The sequence below is a fragment of the Micromonospora noduli genome, assembly GCF_003264365.1.
GTDB classification, from domain to species: domain Bacteria; phylum Actinomycetota; class Actinomycetes; order Mycobacteriales; family Micromonosporaceae; genus Micromonospora; species Micromonospora noduli.
Genome location: NZ_PYAK01000002.1, coordinates 81894 through 101902 on the forward strand (window position 1 = coordinate 81894; position 20009 = coordinate 101902).

A 20009-nucleotide genomic window follows, 5' to 3' on the forward strand; every position below is an offset into this window, starting at 1 on the left:
ACATCGTTGTCATTGGACTTCGTGAACAACGAGGATCGGGGCGGTGGACTGCCGCTGATAGTTCCGGGCGCAGCACGGCCGTGTCAACGGGCTGATCGCGCCGAAACGGCCGGGACCCCCACCGAGGCCCGGCCGCCGATGCGCCGGGCCTCGACTCCGTCCAGGACGTAAGCCGAGGCCCGGCCACGGATCAGCAGTAGAGGTTGGCTCCGGCGGACACCCCGAGGATGCCGACGAACTGCTGGTACCTGGTGACGCGGCTCTGCACCTGGGCGGGGTTTCCGCCGTTGCACTCGATCGAGCCGTTGATGCTGCGGATCGTCTGACCGAACCCGGCGCCGTTGACCATCGCATTGTGGGCGGTCATGGTGCCCGGCCCGTTCTGGGTCATCCAGTACCAGATGCCGGTCTTCCAGGCCACCGCGGCGTCGGTCTGCACCAGCCACGGGTTGGTCAGCAGCGGCAGGTTGAGGGCGTTGCCAGCGGCGTTGTAGTTGAAGTTCCAACTGAGCTGGATCGGCCCCCGACCGTAGTAGGCGGCCTGCCCGGCGGGGCAGCCGTACGGCTGACCGTAGTCGCAGTAGTGCGGGTAGTTCGCGGTGTTCTGCTCGACCACGTGCACGAGCCCGCCGGTCTCGTGGTAGACGTTCGCCAGGAAGGCCGCGGCTTCCTGGCGCTGGACGGTGGCGCTGCCGGTGCGCGCGAACGCCGGGTAGGCGCCGAGCGCGGCGACGAGCCCGGAGTACGTGTAGAAGGAGTTGCGACCCGGGAACATCTGGTTGAACTGGGCCTCGGTGACCACGAAGCCACCCGGGTTGGTGGGAGGCGGGGTGGTCGGTGGCTGACCGCCACAGGTGTAGGGCTCCCAGTACCAGGTGCTGACGACGGGGTCGTACCCCGGATTGTCGTGCTCGGCGATGTAGTAGGAACCGTTGGTGTACCGCACGATCGCTCCGGCGGCGTACCAGGTCCCGGCGGCCCAGTTCGGGTAGGTGCAGGTCCCACCGGTGGGCGGCGTGGTGCCCCCGCCGCACGCGCCGAGGTCCTCCCAGACGCCGGTCGTGCCCGGCGGCGCCTCGTTCTGGGTCCACCACTTCGCCCGGTAGTTGCGGCCGTTGTGGGAGACCTGGGCGTCTCCCCAGTAGACGGCCGAGGCCTGCCACGATGCCGAGCAGGCCGCCGCCGAGGCGGCGGTGGCCGGGATGACCGCAACCAGCCCACCGGCGACGATCAGTGCCGCCAGCGCGACCAGCGCGCGCAGTCTCGTCATGTGCTCACTCCTCTCAGGGACCTCACTGGCCGAAACCCCAGCGGATATCGACCGAAGTGACTGTAACACCTTCTGTTCACAATCTTTACTATTAGATGTGCGGACGCGACGGTGGGCCCGGAGATCGACGATCGATAGTTCCGGCCACTTTCCGGATCATGCGACGGGTAGACCCATCGATTGATCGGATCGAGGCGGCGTGCGGGCACCGCCCCGGCCGAAGGCACGCCTGCACCAACCGCCGGGCAGCTTCCTGCGTTGTTCCGAGGATGTTCCGGAACTTGTTGACGCGTTGGAATTCTCGCTGTAATACTCCGATCCACTGAGGTCAATGCGATCGGCTTCGTTGCGGTTTCCGCTCCACCTACCCACTCATCCACACCTGTCCGGACTGTGCTGCCCACCCCCGGGCGCGTCCGGGCCTGCGCGAAGGGGCACCAGATGAGCAGGCTCTTCCCCCGCACGGCCCTGTGGTCCAGGCGGTTGCGCGCGGCGCTCGCCGTCCTGGCCACCGCCGTCGCCATGTGCGGCGTCGTCCTCGCGGCCACCTCCACCCCGTCGAACGCCGCCGCCTGCAACGGCTACGTCGGCCTCACCTTCGACGACGGTCCGACCGGCAGCACCAGCGCGCTGCTGAACGTGCTGCGCACCAACGGCGTACGGGCCACCATGTTCAACGTCGGGCAGAACGTCCAGAACAACCGGTCGGCCGCGCAGGCACAGGTGGCCGCCGGCATGTGGGTGGCCAACCACAGCTGGAACCACGCCCACATGACCTCGATGAGCCAGGCTCAGATGCAGTCGGACCTCTCCCAGACCAGCTCGGCGATCCAGTCGGCCACCGGCAGCCGACCGGTGCTGTTCCGGCCGCCGTACGGCGAGACCAACTCCACGTTGCAGTCCGTCGCGTCGTCACTGGGCATGCGCCAGGTGATCTGGGACGTGGACTCCCAGGACTGGAACGGCGCCAGCGTCAGCCAGATCGTGGCCAACGCGAGCCGACTCCAGGCCGGTCAGGTCATCCTGATGCACGACGGGATCCAGAACACCCGCGACGCCATCGGACAGATCATGGCCAACCTGACCAGCCGCAACCTGTGCCCCGGCATGATCTCGCCGTCCACCGGCCGCGCCGTCGCGCCGGACGGCACCACCCCGCCGCCCACCACCACCCCGCCGCCCTCCGGCGGCACCTGCACCGCGACCGCCACGACCCCCAACGTCTGGGGCGACCGGTACAACACGTCGGTGACGGTCAGCGGCGCCAGCACGTGGACGGTGGTCGTTGCCATCACCTCGCCGCAGCGGGTCACCACGATCTGGAACGGCACCGCCACCTGGGACAGCAGCGGCACAGTCATGACCATGCGGTCCAACGGCAGCGGCAACACCTTCGGCTTCACCACGATGACCAACGGCAACAGCAGCGCCCGCCCACAGATCCGCTCCTGCACCTCGGGTTGACATCGCCCAGGTTGAGACGTGCGCGGTGGGTGCGCCCGGCACCCACCGCGCACCTGCCTGCCCGCCGCACGTGGCCACTAGCCTGCACTGATGCGACACACCCTCACGCCCGGGGACGACAGCCTGCACGGCCACTTCTCCCCCGACTTCCCGCCGGTGCTCACCATCGACCCCGGCGACACCGTCACCTATCGCACCCTGGACTGTTGGTGGTCCGCCGGCCCGTACCCCGGGGGACCGAACCGGGACCGCCCCCGGGTCGCACAGCACCGGCCCGACCACGGACACGCGTTGATCGGTCCGGTCGCGGTCCGCGGTGCGCGCGCTGGCCAGACCCTCGCGGTACGCATCGACGCGGTCGTCCCGGGCAGTTGGGGAACCACAGTGGCCGGCGGCTGGCCGAGTGGGTTCAACCAGCGCTACGGCGTGCTGGACCAACCGGTGGTGCACGCCTGGGCGCTGGACCCGGTGACGATGACCGGCCGCAACCAGCACGGCCACACGATCGCGCTGCGGCCCTTCATGGGAGTGCTCGGCATGCCACCCGCGGAGCCGGGGCTTCACTCGACGATCCCACCGCGCCCCTGGGGCGGCAACCTGGACTGTCGGGACCTCACCGCCGGCAGCACCCTCCTGCTGCCCATCCCGGTGGACGACGCGCTGTTCTCCGTCGGCGACGGGCACGCCGCACAGGGTGACGGCGAGGTCGGCGGCACCGCGATCGAATGTCCGATGGACGAGGTGACGCTGACCTTCGACGTACGCGACGACTTTCCGGTCACCGGCCCGGTGGCCCGTACCCCCGACGCGTGGCTGACCCTGGGCGTCGGCGCCTCCCTCGACGACGCCACGTTCACCGCGCTGGACTCGATGCTGACAGTGATGCAGCGGCTGCATGGGCTCAGCCGCGCGGACGCGGTGGCGCTGGCCAGCATCGCGGTCGACGTGCGGGTGACGCAGATCGTCAACCAGAGCGTCGGCGCGCACGCGGTGCTCCGCGACGACGCGCTGCGCTGGCCAGATCAGTGACTGACGATGCCACCGCGAAGCCCTCGGGACACAGCCCAGGGCGGGCCAGTGCCATCGCCAGAGGGGAGCGTGTCGGCTAACGGTCAGTGCGGGCTGCTTTCACGTTGTTGAATCTAATCTGACTCCGGGTTTTCACAACCGACGAGGAGGCACAGTGCCGGTCACGATCGAGTCAAAGGAAGACGCCGGTGCCGCGCTGGAGCGGGTGGGATTCCTACAGCAGCAGGTGGACGCCGGACAGATCGACCCCGCATCGGCCGGGCCGGAAATCGTCGATACTCTCAACGCCGTCGTCAGCTTTTTCGTCCTCATCGGTGCCACCGGGAATCTCTACACAGCGCTCGTCGAGCCACTGATGCAGTGGAACATCTACTCGGTGTCACTGAAGTTCCTGCGAGGGCCGGAGACTCCCGAGACGCAGAGCGCCCGGGAGCTGTTCGAGATGATATCCACCTTCTATCACAAGTGGGAGGTCCTCAAAACGGAGTAACGGCGGCTCCGAACCTCAACCCTCGGCGACAATTGCCCGAGTCAGGTCGACCACCTCATCGACTCGATGGTGCGGTGACATCGACGACCGCTCGTCGAAAAGCGTCCGCAAGAGCGGCACCTCCGATAGCGGCCACTTGCAGGCCATCAACAGATCGTGATCGCCCGGATGGCGGTCCAGATGGTTCGTGACCTCGATGAAGCCGCCCAGGTAGATGTGATCCTTGATGTAGCCGCCAGGCGCGGAAGTGTCGATCAGCCCCCGCTTCACACGGAGTGCGAGATCGAAGGCCTCGTTGGTGGTGGTATGTGGCAGGACAGCGTCGAAAACGGCTCGAAAGCCAGCCCGCAGCGCCGTGTCGCAGGCAATTACCCGCAGCGCGTACCGTCGCATGACATCGGGATCGATCATCCCCGCCTGCTGCTCGTGCCAGACCGCGAGACCCTCCTCGGTCCCCAGGTACCCAGGGATCCCGTGCGCCAGGAGATGCAGTGGCTGCCGCAAGCCGTTGGCCGTGCGCAGCACGTGGGTGCCGATCTCGTGCACGATCAGTCGCTGCACCGTCGGACCGGTGAAAGTGACCCCCCGCTTGACTCGCACCTGACGCCGCCGGCCGACCACACTCATTCGCGCTGCCATGCGATCGCTGTGGTCGACGGTCCACTCGTCCAGGCCCAACTCGACAAGGACCCGGCCCATGGTGGCTGCTACCCGGTCGGAGTTCCACGTCGCCTCGGTGTCGGCTGTCGGCGGCTGCTCTCCCAGGCGCCGGTACGCGTCCACCACGACAGCGGCGGCAACATCGCCGAACTGGCTCTGCGAGTAGCTCGTCATCGCCTCCGGGTCACGAGAGTGCAGTGCCGCGAGACCTGCCCGCGCGTACGCCAACTCTCGTTCAAGGGCCTCTCGCCACGGCCCCGCCTCCGTCGGTGCGGCGCGCGCCGCGTCGAGAGCGGCCGCGAGCTCACCGGGTATCGGCGGGTATTCGAAACGTGGATCCACGGCACGGCCGGCCCTGTGTGCGTCGAGAAACTCCGTCCGCACCTGTGTCAGGTTGGTGGGGGTGATGTAGTGGGCGTAGCGAACAGGGTGAACGGCGTCGAGCACCACCCGGGTGGCGTGGTTGATGGCATCCAGGTCGACGCCCATTGTCTGTTCCCTTCGCGGCATGACGGCTGCATGAGATGCTCTCACAGAGTCGAGCCGGACAGACGTTCGGCGACAGCATCCGGACGATCGGCCCACGGTTGAGGCATTGATGGGGCATTGCCCTCTCATGTCGTCGTCAGAAGAATAGTTCGAATGGATGTGCCACAGCCACGTTCCACAAGCGACAGCCCGATCCCGGACTTTCTTCCAATGGAGCGGCTGATACTGGCCGTCTGCGCCACCCGCACGCCCGCTGACGGGAGGTCGATCGCCGACAAGACGGTACGTGCGGATTTTCTGGAGCGGCTCGTCACCGGCCAGGTCAAGGGATTGCCCGGCGAAATCCGCACGATCCACCTCATCGGAGCATCCATCGTCGGCGAGTTGGTCCTGACCGGCCTCGACATCGGCTACCCACTGACTTTCGACTGGTGCAAATTCGACCAGGCTCCCCGGCTCTGCGACGCCAACCTGCTGAGTCTGTCACTGACGGACTCGACAATTCCCGGGCTCGACGCCACCGGAATGAGGGTCCGAGGATCGGTCAGCATGGTTCGGGTCGTCAGCACCGAGACGATTGATCTGCGCTACGCCCAGATCGACGGCGTGCTCCACTTCCGAGAGTGCGATCTCCGTAGTTCCTCGCACGCGGTCCGCGCGAGCCAGATGGCCGTCAGAAGTAACGTGTCCTTCGCCAAGACGGTCGTCTCGGGTCAGATTCGCATGATCGGCGCCCAGATCGGCGGAGCCGCCATCTTCCGCGGCGCGGATCTGCACAGTCCAAACGACGTGTGCCTGCAGGCCGAGCGTACGGAAATTGATGAGGGCCTCTGGTTCGATGCGGACGCCACACGACGAGCCGCGACCGTCGAGGGACGGATCATTCTCGACAACGCCAGGGTCGGTGGGTCCATCCTGTTGAGTGGCGTCGCACTGACCCAACCGCACCGGGGGTCGACACGCAAGCGGTTGAAAGACCGCCCCACCAGCCTGCAGGCGTACGGGCTCAAGGTCACCAGGGACATCAGATGTGACCAGGAGTTTCGGTCGGACGGGGCGATCGGTCTGTGTTTCGCCAGTGTGGAGGGGACGGTCTCGTTCGACACGGCGACCTTTGCTCCTGGTGCGGCTGACACAGCGGCCGACCCGAGTCTGGTCGACCTGTCCGGGACGTCTGCAGGAATGGTCGACCTCGACTTCGCACAACCTCCGGCGACGCTCGACATGACCAACGTGTCTGCCCGGGTGGTGACGGACAACCCGAGCACCTGGCCCGCCGTCATCGTGCTCGACGGGTTCGCGTACGACCGGTTGAGTTCACCCCAACCGGTCACCGTCCGCGAGAGGATCAGGTGGCTCACCAGGGGTGACACCAACTACCGCCCGCAGCCGTACGAACAACTGATCGCGGCGTACCGGCGCGCCGGCCAGGAGCACGAGGCGCGTGTCGTCGGTTACCGGAAACAACACGCCCGCGCGAAGGAGGTCAGAGGGATCTCGAGAATATGGTCGGGGATCCTGTGGGCCACCGTGGGCTACGGCTACCGCACCTGGCTCGCTTCGGTCTGGCTGATCGGGCTGACGGCCCTGGGGTGGTCCGTCTTCACGCCGATCGGCGAGAGCGCCATCGCCGCAGTGGAGAAGCCACCGCAGTTCCACTCACTCGTCTACTCGGTGGACCTTCTGATTCCGGTGGTGAGCCTCGGGCAGGACTCGACCTGGCGCTTCGACAGCGGTGCCCGATGGGTGGCCTGGGGCCTGATCTTGTCGGGATGGGTATTGACCACGGCCGTCGCGACCGCCATCGCGCGCGTCCTGCGCCAGGGCTGATCCGGGGCGGGGTGCCCGCCCTCGACGGGCACGGCAGGAGTCGCGGACCAGACCGACGCGTCACACGGGCCCAGCCCTCAGCGTCAGCCGATTCTGTCGGGGGGCGCCGTTAACGTGTGGGCACTGTCGCCGCGCCGGCCGGATCGCGCCGCTCGCTGACCCTCGGAGGCCCCCCATGTCCCAGGAGACGACCTACCTCGAACTGTCCGAAGTGGACGGTGCGCACAAGTTCTACGAGGTCATCGTCGACAACGCCACGCTGACGGTGCGCTACGGCCGGATCGGCGACCAGGGGCAGGTGAAGGCGAGTGCCTATCCGGACAACGCCCGCGCCCGGGCCGCCGCGGCGAAGAAGATCGGGGAGAAGGTCCGCAAGGGCTACGCGCCGGCGGTCCCCGGCGTCCGCCAGAAGCGCACCGTGTCGCGGCGGCAGATCGTGAGCACCCGCTCCACCGCCCGCACCGCCCCGGTGCTCTGGCGCTACGACTCCGGCGCCCCCGCCTTCGGCATCTTCGTCGACGGGCAGCACTGCATGGTCGGCAACGAGCACGGAGTCATCACCACGCTCGACCACCACGCCCAGGTGCGCAGCCAGGTCCGCCTTCCCGACGGGGTGAAGTGCATCGTCGCCGACGACGCCTGGATCTACGCCGGCTGCGACGACGGCAACGTCTATGACCTGTCCGGCAAGGTGCCCCGCGTGGCGTACGCGATCGCCCCGGAGATCGACATCTACTGGCTGGACATCCACGACGGCGTCCTCGGCGTCTCCGACGCCGACGGCGGGATCACCGCCGTCGACCACGAGGACGAGTTCCTGTGGCGTCGCCCCGGGCGGGGGCGTTCGGCCTGGATGGTGCGGTGCGACGACGACGCGATCTACCACGGCCACTCGCAGGGCGTGACCGGCTACGAGTGGCGCACCGGCAGCGAGCTGTGGCACACCAGTACCGGTTCGGTGCTCTTCGGCTGGCAGGAGCACGGCAGTGTCTTCGCCGGCACCAGCAGCCGGGAGGTGGTGCGGCTGTCCAAGTCGGGCCGCCGCGAACGCACCTATCTGTGCGACGCCCCGGTCTTCTCCTGCGCCACCGCCGAGGGCGGCGAGTACGTCTTCGCCGGTGACAGCCAGTCCTCGATCTACTGCTTCGACGCGGCGGGCACCCGGCTGTGGAAGCTCGGCACCGGCTGCGGCTCGGCGTACTCCATGCAGTACCACGACGACCGGCTCTACGTCGTCACCACCGGCGGGCATCTGGCCTGCATCGACGCGAGCGAGCCGGGGATCCGCGCTGCGCAGGCCGGGAACGTGCCCGAGGTACGCGACGTCAAGGCCCCCCGCCAGGCGCCCCAGCCGGTGCAGCCGACGATCGTCGAGGTGACCAGCGACTCGGGCGCGGGCGTGGTCGTGCAGTGCCTGGACGACCGGGGGCGGCTGCGGATTCAGGTGCTCTCCGACGGTTACCGGCGCGACTGGTCGGTGCAGTTCCCCAAGGGGATTCGCGAGCCGGGCGCCCGCTACCTGGTGACCGAGGTGCGCGAGTCCAGCCGCGGTGGCTACTACCGCGCGTACGGCGACATCCGCCGGCTGCGCTGAGCCGCGAGCGCACCGCCTCGCTACCGAGGGGTCCCGGCCGCGCCCGCCCGTGTCGTAGGGTGCCGCCATGGCGCACCCCGTCCGGGCCAACGGCGACGCCAGCAGGGCCTGGTGGGCTGCCCCGCCGACGGGGCGGGTCAGTCACCTGCCGGGCATCGAGCCGGAGCTGCTGCGGGTGGCACTCGACCCGTTACCACCGGCAGCACCCGCGATCATGCACTACCGGCCCACTGTGACACGTCCTCTCGGTGACGTCGTGGACACAGTGCTCGACCAACTGGACACCGCGGCCCTCGCGATGTTCCCCCGCTGGCTGACGGGGGCCGACCATGTCGACAGCGAGGGCACGCTCGGCGTGGCGGCGGTGCGGGCCCTCGCGGCCCGCACCGCCGCACGCTCCCGGCACTTCGGCCCGTTCCTGGCCGACCTCGCCGAGCGAGGACTGCGCGGCCCGCACCACCCCGGCGGCCGGTCCCGCTTCGCCCCGGGGGTACGCGCCGCCGGGCTCGCCCGGGTGATCGCCGACGCGTACGACCGGCAGAGCTGCGTGCTCGTCGTGGCCCTGCCCGACGCCGACGCCGACGCCGAGCGGACGCTGGTGGCCGCCGCCGAGTGGCTCGTGCGGCACGGTGGCTTCACTGTGTGGTTGGCCGGCGGACCGCTGCGACACGCCGACCGGGTGCGCTCAGTGCCCATGCCGGTGCCGGCGCGATTCGCCGAGCTGGCCAGCACGACCGAACGGCTTCCGGCGCTCGCCGCCGAGCCGGAGTCGACGGTGCTGGCCTGGCCGCCGATCGCGGGCGTGCCCCGCCGTGACAGCGCTGCCGAGCAGGCGTTGGAACGTGCGCTCGCACCGCACGACTGGGCGCGGGGCCGGCGGTGGAACCAGACCTACGAGTGGCACGTCCTGGCCACGGCGTACCGTCTGGATCTGTTTTGGCCCACGGAGGGTCTTGCGGTCGAGGTGGACGGCCCGGAGCATCGTGGGCGAATCGCTTTCGCCAACGACCGGCGGAGAGACGTGCAGCTGCAACTCCTCGGGCTGGACGTGCTCCGCTTCACCAACGAGCAGGTGCTCACCGACGCGCCGGCGGTGGTCGACGGGATCCGTCGGCTGCTGGCCCGGCGACGCGCGGGCGGCACGCACCCCCACGGAGATGAGACATCATGACGAGCCCGGCGGACGTCCCGCACCTGACGCCGAACCAGATCAACGCCCTCGTGGTGCTGATGGTCGAGGCACGCCGACTCACCAACGTCGAGCTGAAAGAGCTGGCCGGTTTCACGCTGACCGGCAAGGACAACACGAAGCTCGTCGACCTGGGCCTGGTGGACACCGATCGGACGCACCGGCCCTTCGCCCACGAGCTGACCGAGCAGGGCTGGCGGGTGGCACGTCAGCTGCACACCGCCGCGCCGCCGAAGCAGGGTGGCTCGACGACCCGGTCCCTGTTCGTCGTCCTGTCCAACCTGCACCGCTCGCTGGACCGGCTCCGGGTCAGCCACGGCGATTTCTTCAAGCAGACCGAGGCAACGGCCGCCCCGGCGACCAGCGAGCCACGAGACGGAGCACCGGCACCCACGAAGACCGCTACGACGGCTGCACCGGCTGCTGCGGCACCGGTGTCCGCGGCGGAGGTGGAGGCACTGGTTCGCTCGGCGTACCGGGATCTGGCCACCGCGCCGGGCGCCTGGGTGGGCCTCGCCGACGTCCGCGACCGGCTCGCCGACACCGATCGGGCCGCCCTCGACGCGGCGTTGCGGGCGATGGTCGGCCGGGAGGACGTCCGCATCATCCCGGTGGCGAACACCAAGTCACTGACCGCACGGGACCGGGCTGCGGCCGTCCGCATCGGGAACGAGGACAACCACGCCCTGGCGATCGGCCCGGCATGATCTCGGACGACCAGCGGGCCGCGCTGGAAGCGGTCAGTCTCAACCCGGCGGTCACCCCCGACGACGTCTGGCGACCCAGCCCGCACAACGTGCCGGAGCTGCACGAGAAGGTGGCCGCGGAGATCCTGCGCGGGGTGGCACGGGCCCGCACCGACGACACGAGCATGCCGCTCGGGGTGGCCATGCAGGGCCGCGCGGGCGCCGGCAAGACGCACCTGCTCGGGGCGGTCCGCGAACGGATCCAGGGCGACGGCGGCTACTTCTTCCTGGTCGACATGGTCAGTGGCAAGACGTTCTGGGAGAGCGTGGCCCTGGCCCTGGTGGAGGGGATGGGCCGCCCCCACGTCGGCTGGGGCACCCAGTTGAAGACCTTCCTGCGTCGACTCACCCCCCAGCTCGGCCTGCCGGTGGAGGTCCGCGACGCGGTCGCCGGCGCCCGACCGGTGACCCGTGCGCAGCTCGACACCTTCATCTGGGCGCTGCGCGAGCGCGATCGGGAGGTCGGGCGGGACGCCCAGGACACCGCGCGGGCGCTCGTCCTGCACGGCGCCATCGACTTCGAGGCACAGGACGTCGGTTACGCGCACCTGATCTCCGAACCGGGTGACCCGGCCGCGCGGGCGGCCTGGGGGTTGAGCGCCGCGATCCGCACCCCGCAGCAGGTCGTGCAGGACATCTCCCGGCTGATGGCCCTGACCCTGGACCCCACTGTCATCGCCGTGGACCAGCTCGACACGCTGTTCGCCCAGACCAGCACCTCACTGCTCAACCAGCATCAGGGGCTGGAGGACGGCCAGGCCAGGGTGCTCGGCCCGATCGCCGACGGCCTGCTCAAGCTCCGCGACATCACCCGCCGCACGCTGGTCGTCGTCTCGTGCCTGCCGGACACCTGGGTGCTGTTGACCCGCACGGCGCCCACCCCGGTCGCTGACCGCTTCCGTACGGCGACCCTGCCGGACCGGATCCCCACCCCGGAGATCGGGCAGGCCATCGTGTCGAAGCGCCTCGCCGCCGCCTTCGCGGGTATGTACTTCGGACCACCGCACCCCACCTGGCCGATCGCCCCCGCCGCCTTCGCCGACGCACCCACCCTGACGCCACGCGCCCTGCTGCGTCGGGTGGACCGCCACATCGCCTGGTGCCGTGATCGCGACGAGGTGGTCGAGCTGGACCGGCTCATCGACGGCGCCGACTCGACGCCGACGGTCAGCACCGCCCGTGGCGCTTCCGCCGATCCGACGACCGACGAGCGCCGCCTGCACGAGTTGGACGCGCGGTTCGCCGAACTGGTCGAGGCCGCGGACGTGTCGGCCGCCGTCGACCCGAAGGGCGAGGACGAGCACATGCCGCCGCTGCTCGCCGCCGGCCTGGCCGCCTGGATCGCCGAGCAGGCGCCGACCGGCGCCACCTACAAGTACGATCCGCCGCCCGGCCGCAAGCCCGCGCTGCACGGGCGGCTCATCGAGGTGCTCGACGAGGCCACCGAGAACGAGGCGCACTGGTGCTTCCGGGCGATCGCACACCCCAATGCCATCGCCGTCACCGCCCGGGTCAAGGCCGCCTGCACCCTCGCCGGGTTGGACCGGGACCTGCCACAACGGCGGCTGATCCTGCTGCGTAACGGTCCGTGGCCGACCGGGAAGCGTACGACCGAGGTGTTGACCGGCTTCGACGCGGCAGGCGGCGTGCGGTGTGCCGTGCCGGAGGCGGACCTGCGGGTCTTCGCGGCGCTGCGGGTGATGGCGGCCGAACCGTCCACGGCCTTGCAGGAGTGGCTGGTGGCCCGCCGTCCGGCCAGCGGCACCGAGCTGTTCCGCGCGGTCCTGCCCGGGCCCGACGGGACGCGCGGCGGTGCCCAGTCGCCGACGCCCGACGACGACGAGCCACCGTCGGGTGGCCCCGAATCCGACCCGACGAACGTGTCGGAAGCCGACGTCCCCGCTGGCATGTCGACCGGCGCGGCGGCCGAGTCCGTACCCGCCGACCCGACCGACCTCGTGGTCGGCGAGGGCGGTCGGGCCGTTGGGCTGGGGCGGACCGTCGACGGCGGTCACCCCTTCACGGTGCCCCTGGAGTCGTTGCGCCGCCACGCGGTCGTGTTCGCCGGGTCCGGCTCGGGCAAGACCGTGCTGATCCGCCGGCTGGTCGAGGAGTGTGCCCGCGAGGGGGTCTCCGCGATCGTGCTCGACCCCAACAACGACCTGGCCCGGCTCGGCGACCCGTGGCCCGACCCGCCGGGCGGCTGGGACCCCGGCGACGCCGAACGTGCCGCCGACTACCTCGCACACACCGAGGTGGTGGTGTGGACGCCCCGGGTCACCGCCGGTCGGCCGCTGAGCTTCCAGCCGCTGCCCGACTTCACCTCCCTGCGGGACTGGCCCGACGAGTTCGACCAGGCCGTCCGCTCCGCCGTGGAGGCACTCGCGCCACGGGCGGGCGTGGACCGCTCCAGCCGGCTCGCCCAGCAGGGCAAGGCCGTCCTCACCGAGGCCCTCCAGGCGTACGCGCGCAGCGGGATGGTCGGCCTGCCCGGCTTCACCGAGTTCCTCACCGATCTGCCCGAGGGCGTCAGTCGGCTGGCCCGCGCCGGGAAGCTCGCCGAGGAGTTGGCCGAGGCGCTCAAGGCGGCGATGGTCACCGATCCGCTCTTCGGCGGGGTCGGCGCGCCGGCTGACCCGGGGCTGCTGCTGACGCCGTCGGCGGGGCGGCGGGCCCGGGTGTCGGTGATCAGCTTTGTCGGCCTCACCTCCGACCAGGAGCGGCAGAGCTTCGTCAACCAGTTGCAGATGGCGCTCTTCGCGTGGATCAAGCGGCACCCCGCCGGTGACCGACCGCTGGGCGGGCTGTTCGTGATGGACGAGGCGCAGACGCTCGCGCCCTCGACCGGCACCACGGCCTGCACCGCCAGCTCGATCGCGCTGGCCTCGCAGGCCCGCAAGTACGGCCTCGGGCTGGTCTTCGCCACCCAGGCGCCCAAGGGTCTGCACAACCAGATCTCCGGCAACGCGACGACGCAGTTCTTCGGGCTGCTCAACGCGCCGGCGCAGATCGACGCGGCCCGGCAGCTCGCCGAGGCCAAGGGCGGGCGACTGCCGGACATCGGCCTGCTCAACAGCGGTGAGTTCTACGCGGCCGGGGAGGGGTTCTCGTTCGTCAAGGTCCGCACCCCGCTGTGCCTGACGCACCACCCGAAGGCGCCGTTGACCCCCGAGGAGGTCGTCGCCCGCGCCCGCCCGGCTGGGTAGCCTGGGGCCATGATCTTCATTACCGCCAAGTTCCGGGTCCTGGCCGAGCACGCCGACAGGTGGCCGCAGATCGCCGCCGAGTTCACCGAGGCGACCCGGGCGGAGCCGGGTTGCCTGTGGTTCGACTGGTCCCGCAGCGTGGGCGATCCCACGGAGTACGTGCTGGTCGAGGCGTTTCGCGACGACCAGGCCGGCGGGGCCCACGTCCAGTCCGCGCATTTCCGCACGGCCCAGGAGACCCTGCCCCAGTACCTGGCCGAGACGCCGCGGATCGTGAACGCCACGGTGCCGCAGGAGGACTGGTCGCTGCTCGGCGAGATGGCCGTTCCCGAGGGTCGCTGACCGCCACCGGTCCGCGGTCAGCGACCGTCGTCAAACGCAGCCCGTCCGCGGTCCGCGGTCCGCGACCCGCCGTCAGCGCAGCCGGCGGGCGGTGAACCGTGCCGGTGGGTCGGCGATGACGTCCTGTGCCGCGATCAGCTGGATCTCCCGGGTGCCCGCCGCGAGAGTGGCCTCGAGCACGGCGTAGACGGAGGCGATGGTGCGTTCCAGCGCGGTCGCGGGTGAGCCGGTCGTCCACAGGTGGGCGAGGTACAGCGCCGCAGTGACGTCGCCCCCACCGTTCGGGTTGATCGGCAGCAGCGGCGTGGTCACCGCCCAGGCGCCCTCGTCGGAGACCGCCACCACCTCCAGCGAGTCCGGCGGCAGGTCGCCGTGGAGCACGCTGGTCACCAGGACCTGCCGTGGCCCGGTGGCGCGCACCACGTCGACCGCGTCGAGCACCTCGGCCAGTGAGTTCGTGGTGCGACCGGCGAGGAAGTCCAGCTCGAAGTGGTTCGGCGTGATGATGTCCGCGCGGGGCACGACGGTGTCCCGTAGGTACTCCGGAATTCCCGGCCGGACGAACATGCCCCGACCGGCGTCGCCCATCACCGGGTCGCAGCAGTACACAGCGGCCGGGTTGGTCGCCTTCACAGTCGCCACCGCGTCCAGGATCACCGCGCCCATGGCCGGGTCGCCCTGGTAGCCGGAGAGCACCGCGTCGGCGCTGCCAAGGACACCGCGGTCCTCGATGCCCGCGATCACCTCCGCCACGTCTGCCGCCGGGAGCATCGGGCCCCGCCACGCGCCGTACCCGGTGTGGTTGGAGAAGTGAACCGTCAGGACCGGCCAGACCTCGTGCCCGAGGCGTTGCAGCGGAAAGGCCGCCGCCGAGTTGCCGACGTGACCGTAGGCGACCGACGACTGGATGGACAGGATCTTCACCGGCCCATCATCGCCGCTGCGGCTGACGGCGCACGGACGGCCCGCCGAATCTGTCGGGTGGCCCACTCGCCGCTCACCCGGGACGGCACGAACGGGCGACCCGGACCGTGCCGTCCGGGCCGCCCGAGCGGTGGCGGGGCGACCGGCGCGCTGGCTGGCCGTCCCGTCGTACGGTCAGCCGCCGAGGCTCGCCGCGGCCGAGGCGATCGACGAGGCGAAGTAGCTCACCTGGGTGTAGACACCCGGGTAGTTGGGCCGGGCGCAGCCGTTGCCCCAGCTGACGATGCCGACCTGGATCCAGGCGTTGCTGGCGTCGCGGCGGAACATCGGGCCGCCCGAGTCACCCTGGCAGGTGTCCGTGCCGCCGCTGGCGTAGCCGGCGCAGATCTCCTGGGCGGGGATGAGATCCCCGCCGTAGTTGGCGTTGCAGGTGGAGTCGCTGACGAACGGCACGTTCGCCTTGAGCAGGTACCGCTGCTGGCCGCCGCCCTCGCGGGCGGCGCCCCAACCGGCCACGGTGAAGGTGCCGCTGTCGTACGCGGTGGTGCTGGCGATCGGCAGCGTGCTCAGCCCGGTGACGGGGCTGGCCAGCCGGATCAGCGCCCAGTCGCGGCCGGCGCCGTTGTAGCCGGGGGCACGGTAGACGTAGTTGGACCGGACGGTGATCCGGCTGGACGACTGGAGGTCGACCGTCCCGAGCGTCGCGGTGATGCTGGTGTTGGTGCCGGTCGCGCCCACGCAGTGTGCCGCGGTGAGCACCAGCCGGGGGCTGTACAGCGCCCCGCCGCAGCCCATCGAGAGACGCACCATGAACGGGAACTCGCCCTGAGCGGCGCGGGTGCCGCCGACGACGTTCGGCGTCACGGGGCTGTCGGCCGCGGCGGCCGGCGCGGTGAGGGTGAGGCTGGCCGCGGTCACCGCGGCCAACGCGGTGGCCAGCAGGCCAGTGAGGGTACGCCAGCGAACCATGCATTCCTCCGCATCAGGATGGCACGCCTCGTGAGCGCACCGCAGTCGAGATAGCGGTCATCATATTGAGGAGTATGGATCTAGCGGGTCATCCTCTCTGGGTCGTACCACCGGCGGTATGGATCTCGCGGGGCTCGCGGGCGACCGGTGGTCAGGCGTCCGGCGTGCCGGTGCTCTCCCGGCGGAGAAGCCGGAACGGTGTCTGCACGGTCAGCGGCCCCGTGACCTCCGCGCCCTCGATGCGGGCGATGAGGCGGCGTACCGCGAGACGGCCGATCTCCCTCTTGTCGGGGGCGATCGTGGTGAGGGTCGGGGTAGTGAACCGCCCCTCCTCGATGTCGTCGATCCCGACCACCGCGACGTCCTCGGGCACCCGGTGACCGGCCTCGGCCAGCGCCCGCAGCGCGCCGATGGCGACCAGGTCGTTGTAACCGAACACCGCGTCCGGCGGGTCACCGAGGGCGAGCAGGTCACGCATTGCGCGCATGCCGTCGAGCCGACCGAACGCGTCGGTGCCGGCGACCAACAGTGGTCGGTACGGCAGGCCGGCGGCCGCCAGTGCTTCCCGGTAACCCCGGACCCGCAGGTGGGCCGACTGTCGGTCACCGCCCGGGGTGGCGCCGATGAACGCTATCCGGCGGCGGCCGATCGCCACGAGATGCCGGATAGCCGCGTGGCTGGCGGCGACGTTGTCGATGGCGATGTGGTCGTGTGGCACGTCGTAGACGCCCTCGCCGATCAGCACGAGTGGGCTGCCGGCCGTCCGGGCCAGCACCTCCTCCCGGCCGATGCGAACCGGGCTGAGGATCAGGCCGTCGATGATGCGCTGTCGCGAGCCGTCGAGGAGCGCCAGCTCCGCCTCCCGGTCCGCGGCGGTGTTCTCCATGACGAGTGTGTAGCCGAGCGCGGCGGCCTCGGAGATGGCTATCTCGGCGAGCTCGGCGAAGTACGGGTTGGTCAGTTCCGGGACGGCCAGGGCGATCAGACCGGTACGGCCCCGACGGAGATGCCGGGCGCCGAGGTTGGGGCTGTAGCCGAGTTCGTCGATCGCCTGCTGCACCCGTTGTCGGGTCCGCTCCCCCACCGGCCGGTACCCGTTCACCACGTTCGAGACAGTGGCCAGGGAGACACCGGCGCGCTGGGCGATGTCCTTCAGGTTGACGCCCATCCCCAACCTCTCGCGAATTCGACCGGCGGGCCGACCGGACATTGATGAACAAGCATTGACGGGAGGGTCGGCGCGGCTCTATAACGTTATACAGGTGATGATGGATGTCAATATGCCGGTCACCGTTGGCGTGTGGAGATCCCACCGACATCCGTCGCTGACGCCCGTCCCCCCGTCAATGACCACCCGATGCCCACCACCCACGCGCTTCGGGCCTGGCTGCACCGCCCGCGGCGACTCCTCTCCCGGAGACGGCATGACACGTCACGTCCCCATCCGCCCTGCCCTGCCACTGCTGCTCGCCATCGCCCTGGTCGCCGGCGTTCTCGCCGCGCCCGCCTCGTCGGCGTACGCCGCACCGGCCAAGACGCCGCCACTGAGCACCCCCTGGACCAGCCAGGCGCTGGCCGGCACACCACTGCCCGAGTACCCGCGACCCCAGATGACGCGGCCGGACTGGCTCAACCTCAACGGCGAGTGGCAGCTACGCCAGTCGACGACCGACGACGCCCCGCAGTTCGGCACGAACCTGCCCGAGCGGGTCAACGTGCCCTTCCCGGTGGAGAGCGCCCTGTCCGGCATCCAGCGGGCCGCCAACGACAACCGCAACTACCTGTTCTACCGACGCACCGTCACCATCCCGGCGAACTGGTCCGGTCGGCGCACGCTGCTGCACTTCGGCGCCGTCGACTGGCAGAGCACCGTCTGGGTCAACGGTGTCCGCGTCGGCGCGCACACCGGCGGCTACGACGCCTTCACCTTCGACGTGACGCCCCAGCTCACCACCGGGACGAACGAAATCGTCGTCAAGGTCTGGGATCCCACCGACACCCGACAGAACGGCAGCCTGCCCGCCATCGGCAAGCAGACCAAGACACCTGGCGGGATCTTCTACACCCCCAGCTCCGGCATCTGGCAGACGGTGTGGATGGAGCCGGTGCCCGCCGCCTCGATCAGCAGCGTGGACGTCTACCCGAACCTGAGCAACAACACACTGCGGGTCCGGGTCTTCACCCGGGGCGACGTGAGCGGCCACAGCGTGCTCGCCGAGGCGCTGAACGGCACCACAGTGGTCGGCTCGGCCACCGGCGGCTTCACCGACTTCAGCGTGCCGGTGCCCAACGCCCGCCGCTGGTCACCCGACGACCCGTTCCTCTACAACCTCCGGGTGACAGTGCGCGGCGCCACCGGCGCCACAGTGGACCGGACCACGCACTACTTCGGCATGCGGGAGATCACCACCGGCCTGGTCAACGGTGTGCTGCGCCCCAAGCTCAACGGCCAGTTCGTGTTCCAGGTCGGCACCCTCGACCAGGGCTTCTGGCCGGACGGGCTCTACACCGCGCCCACCGACGCCGCCCTCGCCTTCGACCTGCAGAAACACAAGGACCTGGGCTTCAACATGGTGCGCAAGCACATCAAGGTCGAGCCGCAGCGCTGGTTCTACCACGCCGACCGGCTCGGCCTGCTGGTCTGGCAGGACATCCCGTCGCTGACCGCACAGGACGTCAACCCCACCGACGCCCAGCAGGCGCAGTTCGAGGCCGAGGCACGCGAGATCGTCGACGAGCACCGCAGCTCACCCGCCGTGATCGCGTACACGCCCTACAACGAGGGCTGGGGCGAGCGGTCCCTCGCCGACACCCGGCGGGTCGCGCAGAACATCAAGAACCAGGACCCGACACGTCTGGTCAACCCGCACAGCGGCCACAACTGCTGCCAGTCCCTCGGCAACCCCGGCAACGGCGACATCGACGACTGGCACGTCTACCTCGGCCCGGACTCGCCCGTACCGTCGAGCACCCGGATCGCGGTGCTCGGCGAGTTCGGCGGCCTGGGCCTGCACACGCCGGGCCACGAGTACAGCCCCAGCGGCAGCTTCTTCGCGTACGAGTGGCAGTCCAGTTCGAACGCCCTCACCGACCGGTACGTGGGGCTGGTGCAGGGCACCCAGAACCTGATGCTCGGCAAGGGACTCAGCGCCTCGATCTACACCGAGATCACCGACCTGGAGGGTGAGCTGAACGGGTTCCTCACCTACGACCGACAGGTGATCAAGATGGACCAGGCGCGGGTACGCGCCGCCAACACCGCCCTGATCAACGCCTCGAAGGCCATCGGCAGTTCGGCACCCGTCGCCCTGCCGGTCAACACCCGTCGGTCGTTGCAGGTGACCACGCCCGGCTTCACCAACCGCTACCTACGCCACCAGGACAGCCTGGCCTACACGGAGGTGGTCGACGCCGCGAGTTCCAGCCTGCTCAAGGCCGACGCCACGTACACCATCCGGCCCGGCCTGGCCGGTGCCGGCTGCTACTCGTTCGAGTCGGTCAACTTTCCCGGGCAGTACCTGCGCCACCAGAACTCCCGGGTCCGCAACTCGCCGGACGACGGCTCAGCGCTGCTGCGCGCCGACGCCACCTGGTGCGCCCGTACCGGCCTGACCGGCACCGGCGTGTCGCTGGAGTCGTACAACTTCCGAGGTAGGTACCTGCGGCACTACAACGCGGAGGTCTGGCTCAGCAACGGCGCCGGCGGCGACGCGTACAACACGCCGACGTCGTGGACCGCCGACAGCACCTGGAACATCGCCGCCCCGTGGGCGCCCTGATCGCTGGGCGCTAAGCGGGCCGCTCCGA

General features: G+C 70.0%; 15 protein-coding genes. 10 read left to right on the forward strand and 5 right to left on the reverse strand.

Annotated elements, in window-relative coordinates; translation table 11 throughout:
• Positions 1-190: 190 nt before the first annotated feature.
• A complete protein-coding gene (locus tag GUI43_RS01915) occupies positions 191-1270 on the reverse strand; it encodes a glycoside hydrolase family 19 protein (protein ID WP_112584509.1) in 1080 nt (359 codons plus the stop codon).
• A 441-nt stretch (positions 1271-1711) separates the two neighbouring features.
• Here GUI43_RS01915 and GUI43_RS01920 point away from each other — a divergent pair, with 441 nt between their 5' ends.
• From GUI43_RS01920 to GUI43_RS01930, 3 genes are all read left to right on the forward strand, one after another.
• Positions 1712-2734, forward strand: coding sequence for a polysaccharide deacetylase family protein (locus GUI43_RS01920; protein ID WP_112697745.1), 1023 nt, complete (start codon positions 1712-1714; stop codon positions 2732-2734).
• Between the two features lie 90 nt (positions 2735-2824).
• Complete coding sequence (locus GUI43_RS01925; protein WP_112697747.1) at positions 2825-3763, forward strand: acetamidase/formamidase family protein; 939 nt, start codon at positions 2825-2827, stop codon at positions 3761-3763.
• 154 nt (positions 3764-3917) lie between these two features.
• Complete coding sequence (locus tag GUI43_RS01930; RefSeq protein ID WP_112584506.1) at positions 3918-4253, forward strand: hypothetical protein; 336 nt, start codon at positions 3918-3920, stop codon at positions 4251-4253.
• Between the two features lie 15 nt (positions 4254-4268).
• Here the strand turns inward: GUI43_RS01930 and GUI43_RS01935 are convergent, their stop codons facing one another.
• Positions 4269-5402, reverse strand: coding sequence for a tyrosine/phenylalanine carboxypeptidase domain-containing protein (locus GUI43_RS01935; RefSeq protein ID WP_167457782.1), 1134 nt, complete (start codon positions 5400-5402; stop codon positions 4269-4271).
• Between the two features lie 153 nt (positions 5403-5555).
• Here GUI43_RS01935 and GUI43_RS01940 point away from each other — a divergent pair, with 153 nt between their 5' ends.
• The 6 genes from GUI43_RS01940 to GUI43_RS01965 all read left to right on the forward strand — a co-directional run bounded on the left by GUI43_RS01940 (position 5556) and on the right by GUI43_RS01965 (position 14309).
• A complete protein-coding gene (locus GUI43_RS01940) occupies positions 5556-7232 on the forward strand; it encodes a hypothetical protein (RefSeq protein WP_146765842.1) in 1677 nt (558 codons plus the stop codon).
• A gap of 175 nt (positions 7233-7407) precedes the next feature.
• Positions 7408-8826, forward strand: a complete 1419-nt coding sequence (locus tag GUI43_RS01945) for a WGR domain-containing protein (RefSeq protein ID WP_112697751.1) — start codon at positions 7408-7410, stop codon at positions 8824-8826.
• Between the two features lie 67 nt (positions 8827-8893).
• A complete protein-coding gene (locus GUI43_RS01950; protein ID WP_112697753.1) occupies positions 8894-9997 on the forward strand; it encodes an endonuclease domain-containing protein in 1104 nt (367 codons plus the stop codon).
• On the forward strand, positions 9994-10722 hold the full coding sequence (locus GUI43_RS01955; protein ID WP_112697755.1) for a hypothetical protein: 729 nt from the start codon (positions 9994-9996) through the stop codon (positions 10720-10722). The genes GUI43_RS01950 and GUI43_RS01955 overlap by 4 nt, the downstream gene beginning before the upstream one ends.
• Complete coding sequence (locus GUI43_RS01960) at positions 10719-13967, forward strand: ATP-binding protein (protein WP_112697757.1); 3249 nt, start codon at positions 10719-10721, stop codon at positions 13965-13967. The genes GUI43_RS01955 and GUI43_RS01960 overlap by 4 nt, the downstream gene beginning before the upstream one ends.
• Positions 13968-13976: 9 nt before the next feature.
• Complete coding sequence (locus GUI43_RS01965; RefSeq protein WP_112697759.1) at positions 13977-14309, forward strand: putative quinol monooxygenase; 333 nt, start codon at positions 13977-13979, stop codon at positions 14307-14309.
• A 72-nt stretch (positions 14310-14381) separates the two neighbouring features.
• Here the strand turns inward: GUI43_RS01965 and pdxY are convergent, their stop codons facing one another.
• The 3 genes from pdxY to GUI43_RS01980 all read right to left on the reverse strand — a co-directional run bounded on the left by pdxY (position 14382) and on the right by GUI43_RS01980 (position 17370).
• A complete protein-coding gene (gene pdxY / locus GUI43_RS01970; protein ID WP_112697761.1) occupies positions 14382-15233 on the reverse strand; it encodes a pyridoxal kinase PdxY in 852 nt (283 codons plus the stop codon).
• 174 nt (positions 15234-15407) lie between these two features.
• Entirely contained in the window at positions 15408-16202 is a 795-nt protein-coding gene (locus GUI43_RS01975; RefSeq protein WP_112584497.1) for a S1 family peptidase, read from the reverse strand.
• 151 nt (positions 16203-16353) lie between these two features.
• Positions 16354-17370 carry a LacI family DNA-binding transcriptional regulator gene (locus GUI43_RS01980; protein ID WP_112697763.1) on the reverse strand — a complete coding sequence of 339 codons (1017 nt, stop codon included), beginning with the start codon at positions 17368-17370 and terminating at the stop codon, positions 16354-16356.
• Between the two features lie 256 nt (positions 17371-17626).
• On the opposite strand from GUI43_RS01980, the gene GUI43_RS01985 reads away from it, so the two are divergent.
• Positions 17627-19981, forward strand: a complete 2355-nt coding sequence (locus GUI43_RS01985; protein ID WP_112697765.1) for an AbfB domain-containing protein — start codon at positions 17627-17629, stop codon at positions 19979-19981.
• Positions 19982-20009 lie beyond the last annotated feature (28 nt).

Coding starts and splice junctions, on each gene's coding strand:
- GUI43_RS01960 (WP_112697757.1), top strand. CDS start 10,719: ATGATCTCGGACGACCAGCGGGCCGCGCTGGAAGCGGTCAGTCTCAAC.
- GUI43_RS01975 (WP_112584497.1), bottom strand. CDS start 16,202: ATGGTTCGCTGGCGTACCCTCACTGGCCTGCTGGCCACCGCGTTGGCC.
- GUI43_RS01940 (WP_146765842.1), top strand. CDS start 5,556: ATGGATGTGCCACAGCCACGTTCCACAAGCGACAGCCCGATCCCGGAC.
- GUI43_RS01920 (WP_112697745.1), top strand. CDS start 1,712: ATGAGCAGGCTCTTCCCCCGCACGGCCCTGTGGTCCAGGCGGTTGCGC.
- GUI43_RS01925 (WP_112697747.1), top strand. CDS start 2,825: ATGCGACACACCCTCACGCCCGGGGACGACAGCCTGCACGGCCACTTC.
- GUI43_RS01945 (WP_112697751.1), top strand. CDS start 7,408: ATGTCCCAGGAGACGACCTACCTCGAACTGTCCGAAGTGGACGGTGCG.
- GUI43_RS01935 (WP_167457782.1), bottom strand. CDS start 5,402: ATGGGCGTCGACCTGGATGCCATCAACCACGCCACCCGGGTGGTGCTC.
- GUI43_RS01955 (WP_112697755.1), top strand. CDS start 9,994: ATGACGAGCCCGGCGGACGTCCCGCACCTGACGCCGAACCAGATCAAC.
- GUI43_RS01915 (WP_112584509.1), bottom strand. CDS start 1,270: ATGACGAGACTGCGCGCGCTGGTCGCGCTGGCGGCACTGATCGTCGCC.
- GUI43_RS01985 (WP_112697765.1), top strand. CDS start 17,627: ATGACACGTCACGTCCCCATCCGCCCTGCCCTGCCACTGCTGCTCGCC.
- GUI43_RS01965 (WP_112697759.1), top strand. CDS start 13,977: ATGATCTTCATTACCGCCAAGTTCCGGGTCCTGGCCGAGCACGCCGAC.
- GUI43_RS01980 (WP_112697763.1), bottom strand. CDS start 17,370: ATGGGCGTCAACCTGAAGGACATCGCCCAGCGCGCCGGTGTCTCCCTG.
- GUI43_RS01950 (WP_112697753.1), top strand. CDS start 8,894: ATGGCGCACCCCGTCCGGGCCAACGGCGACGCCAGCAGGGCCTGGTGG.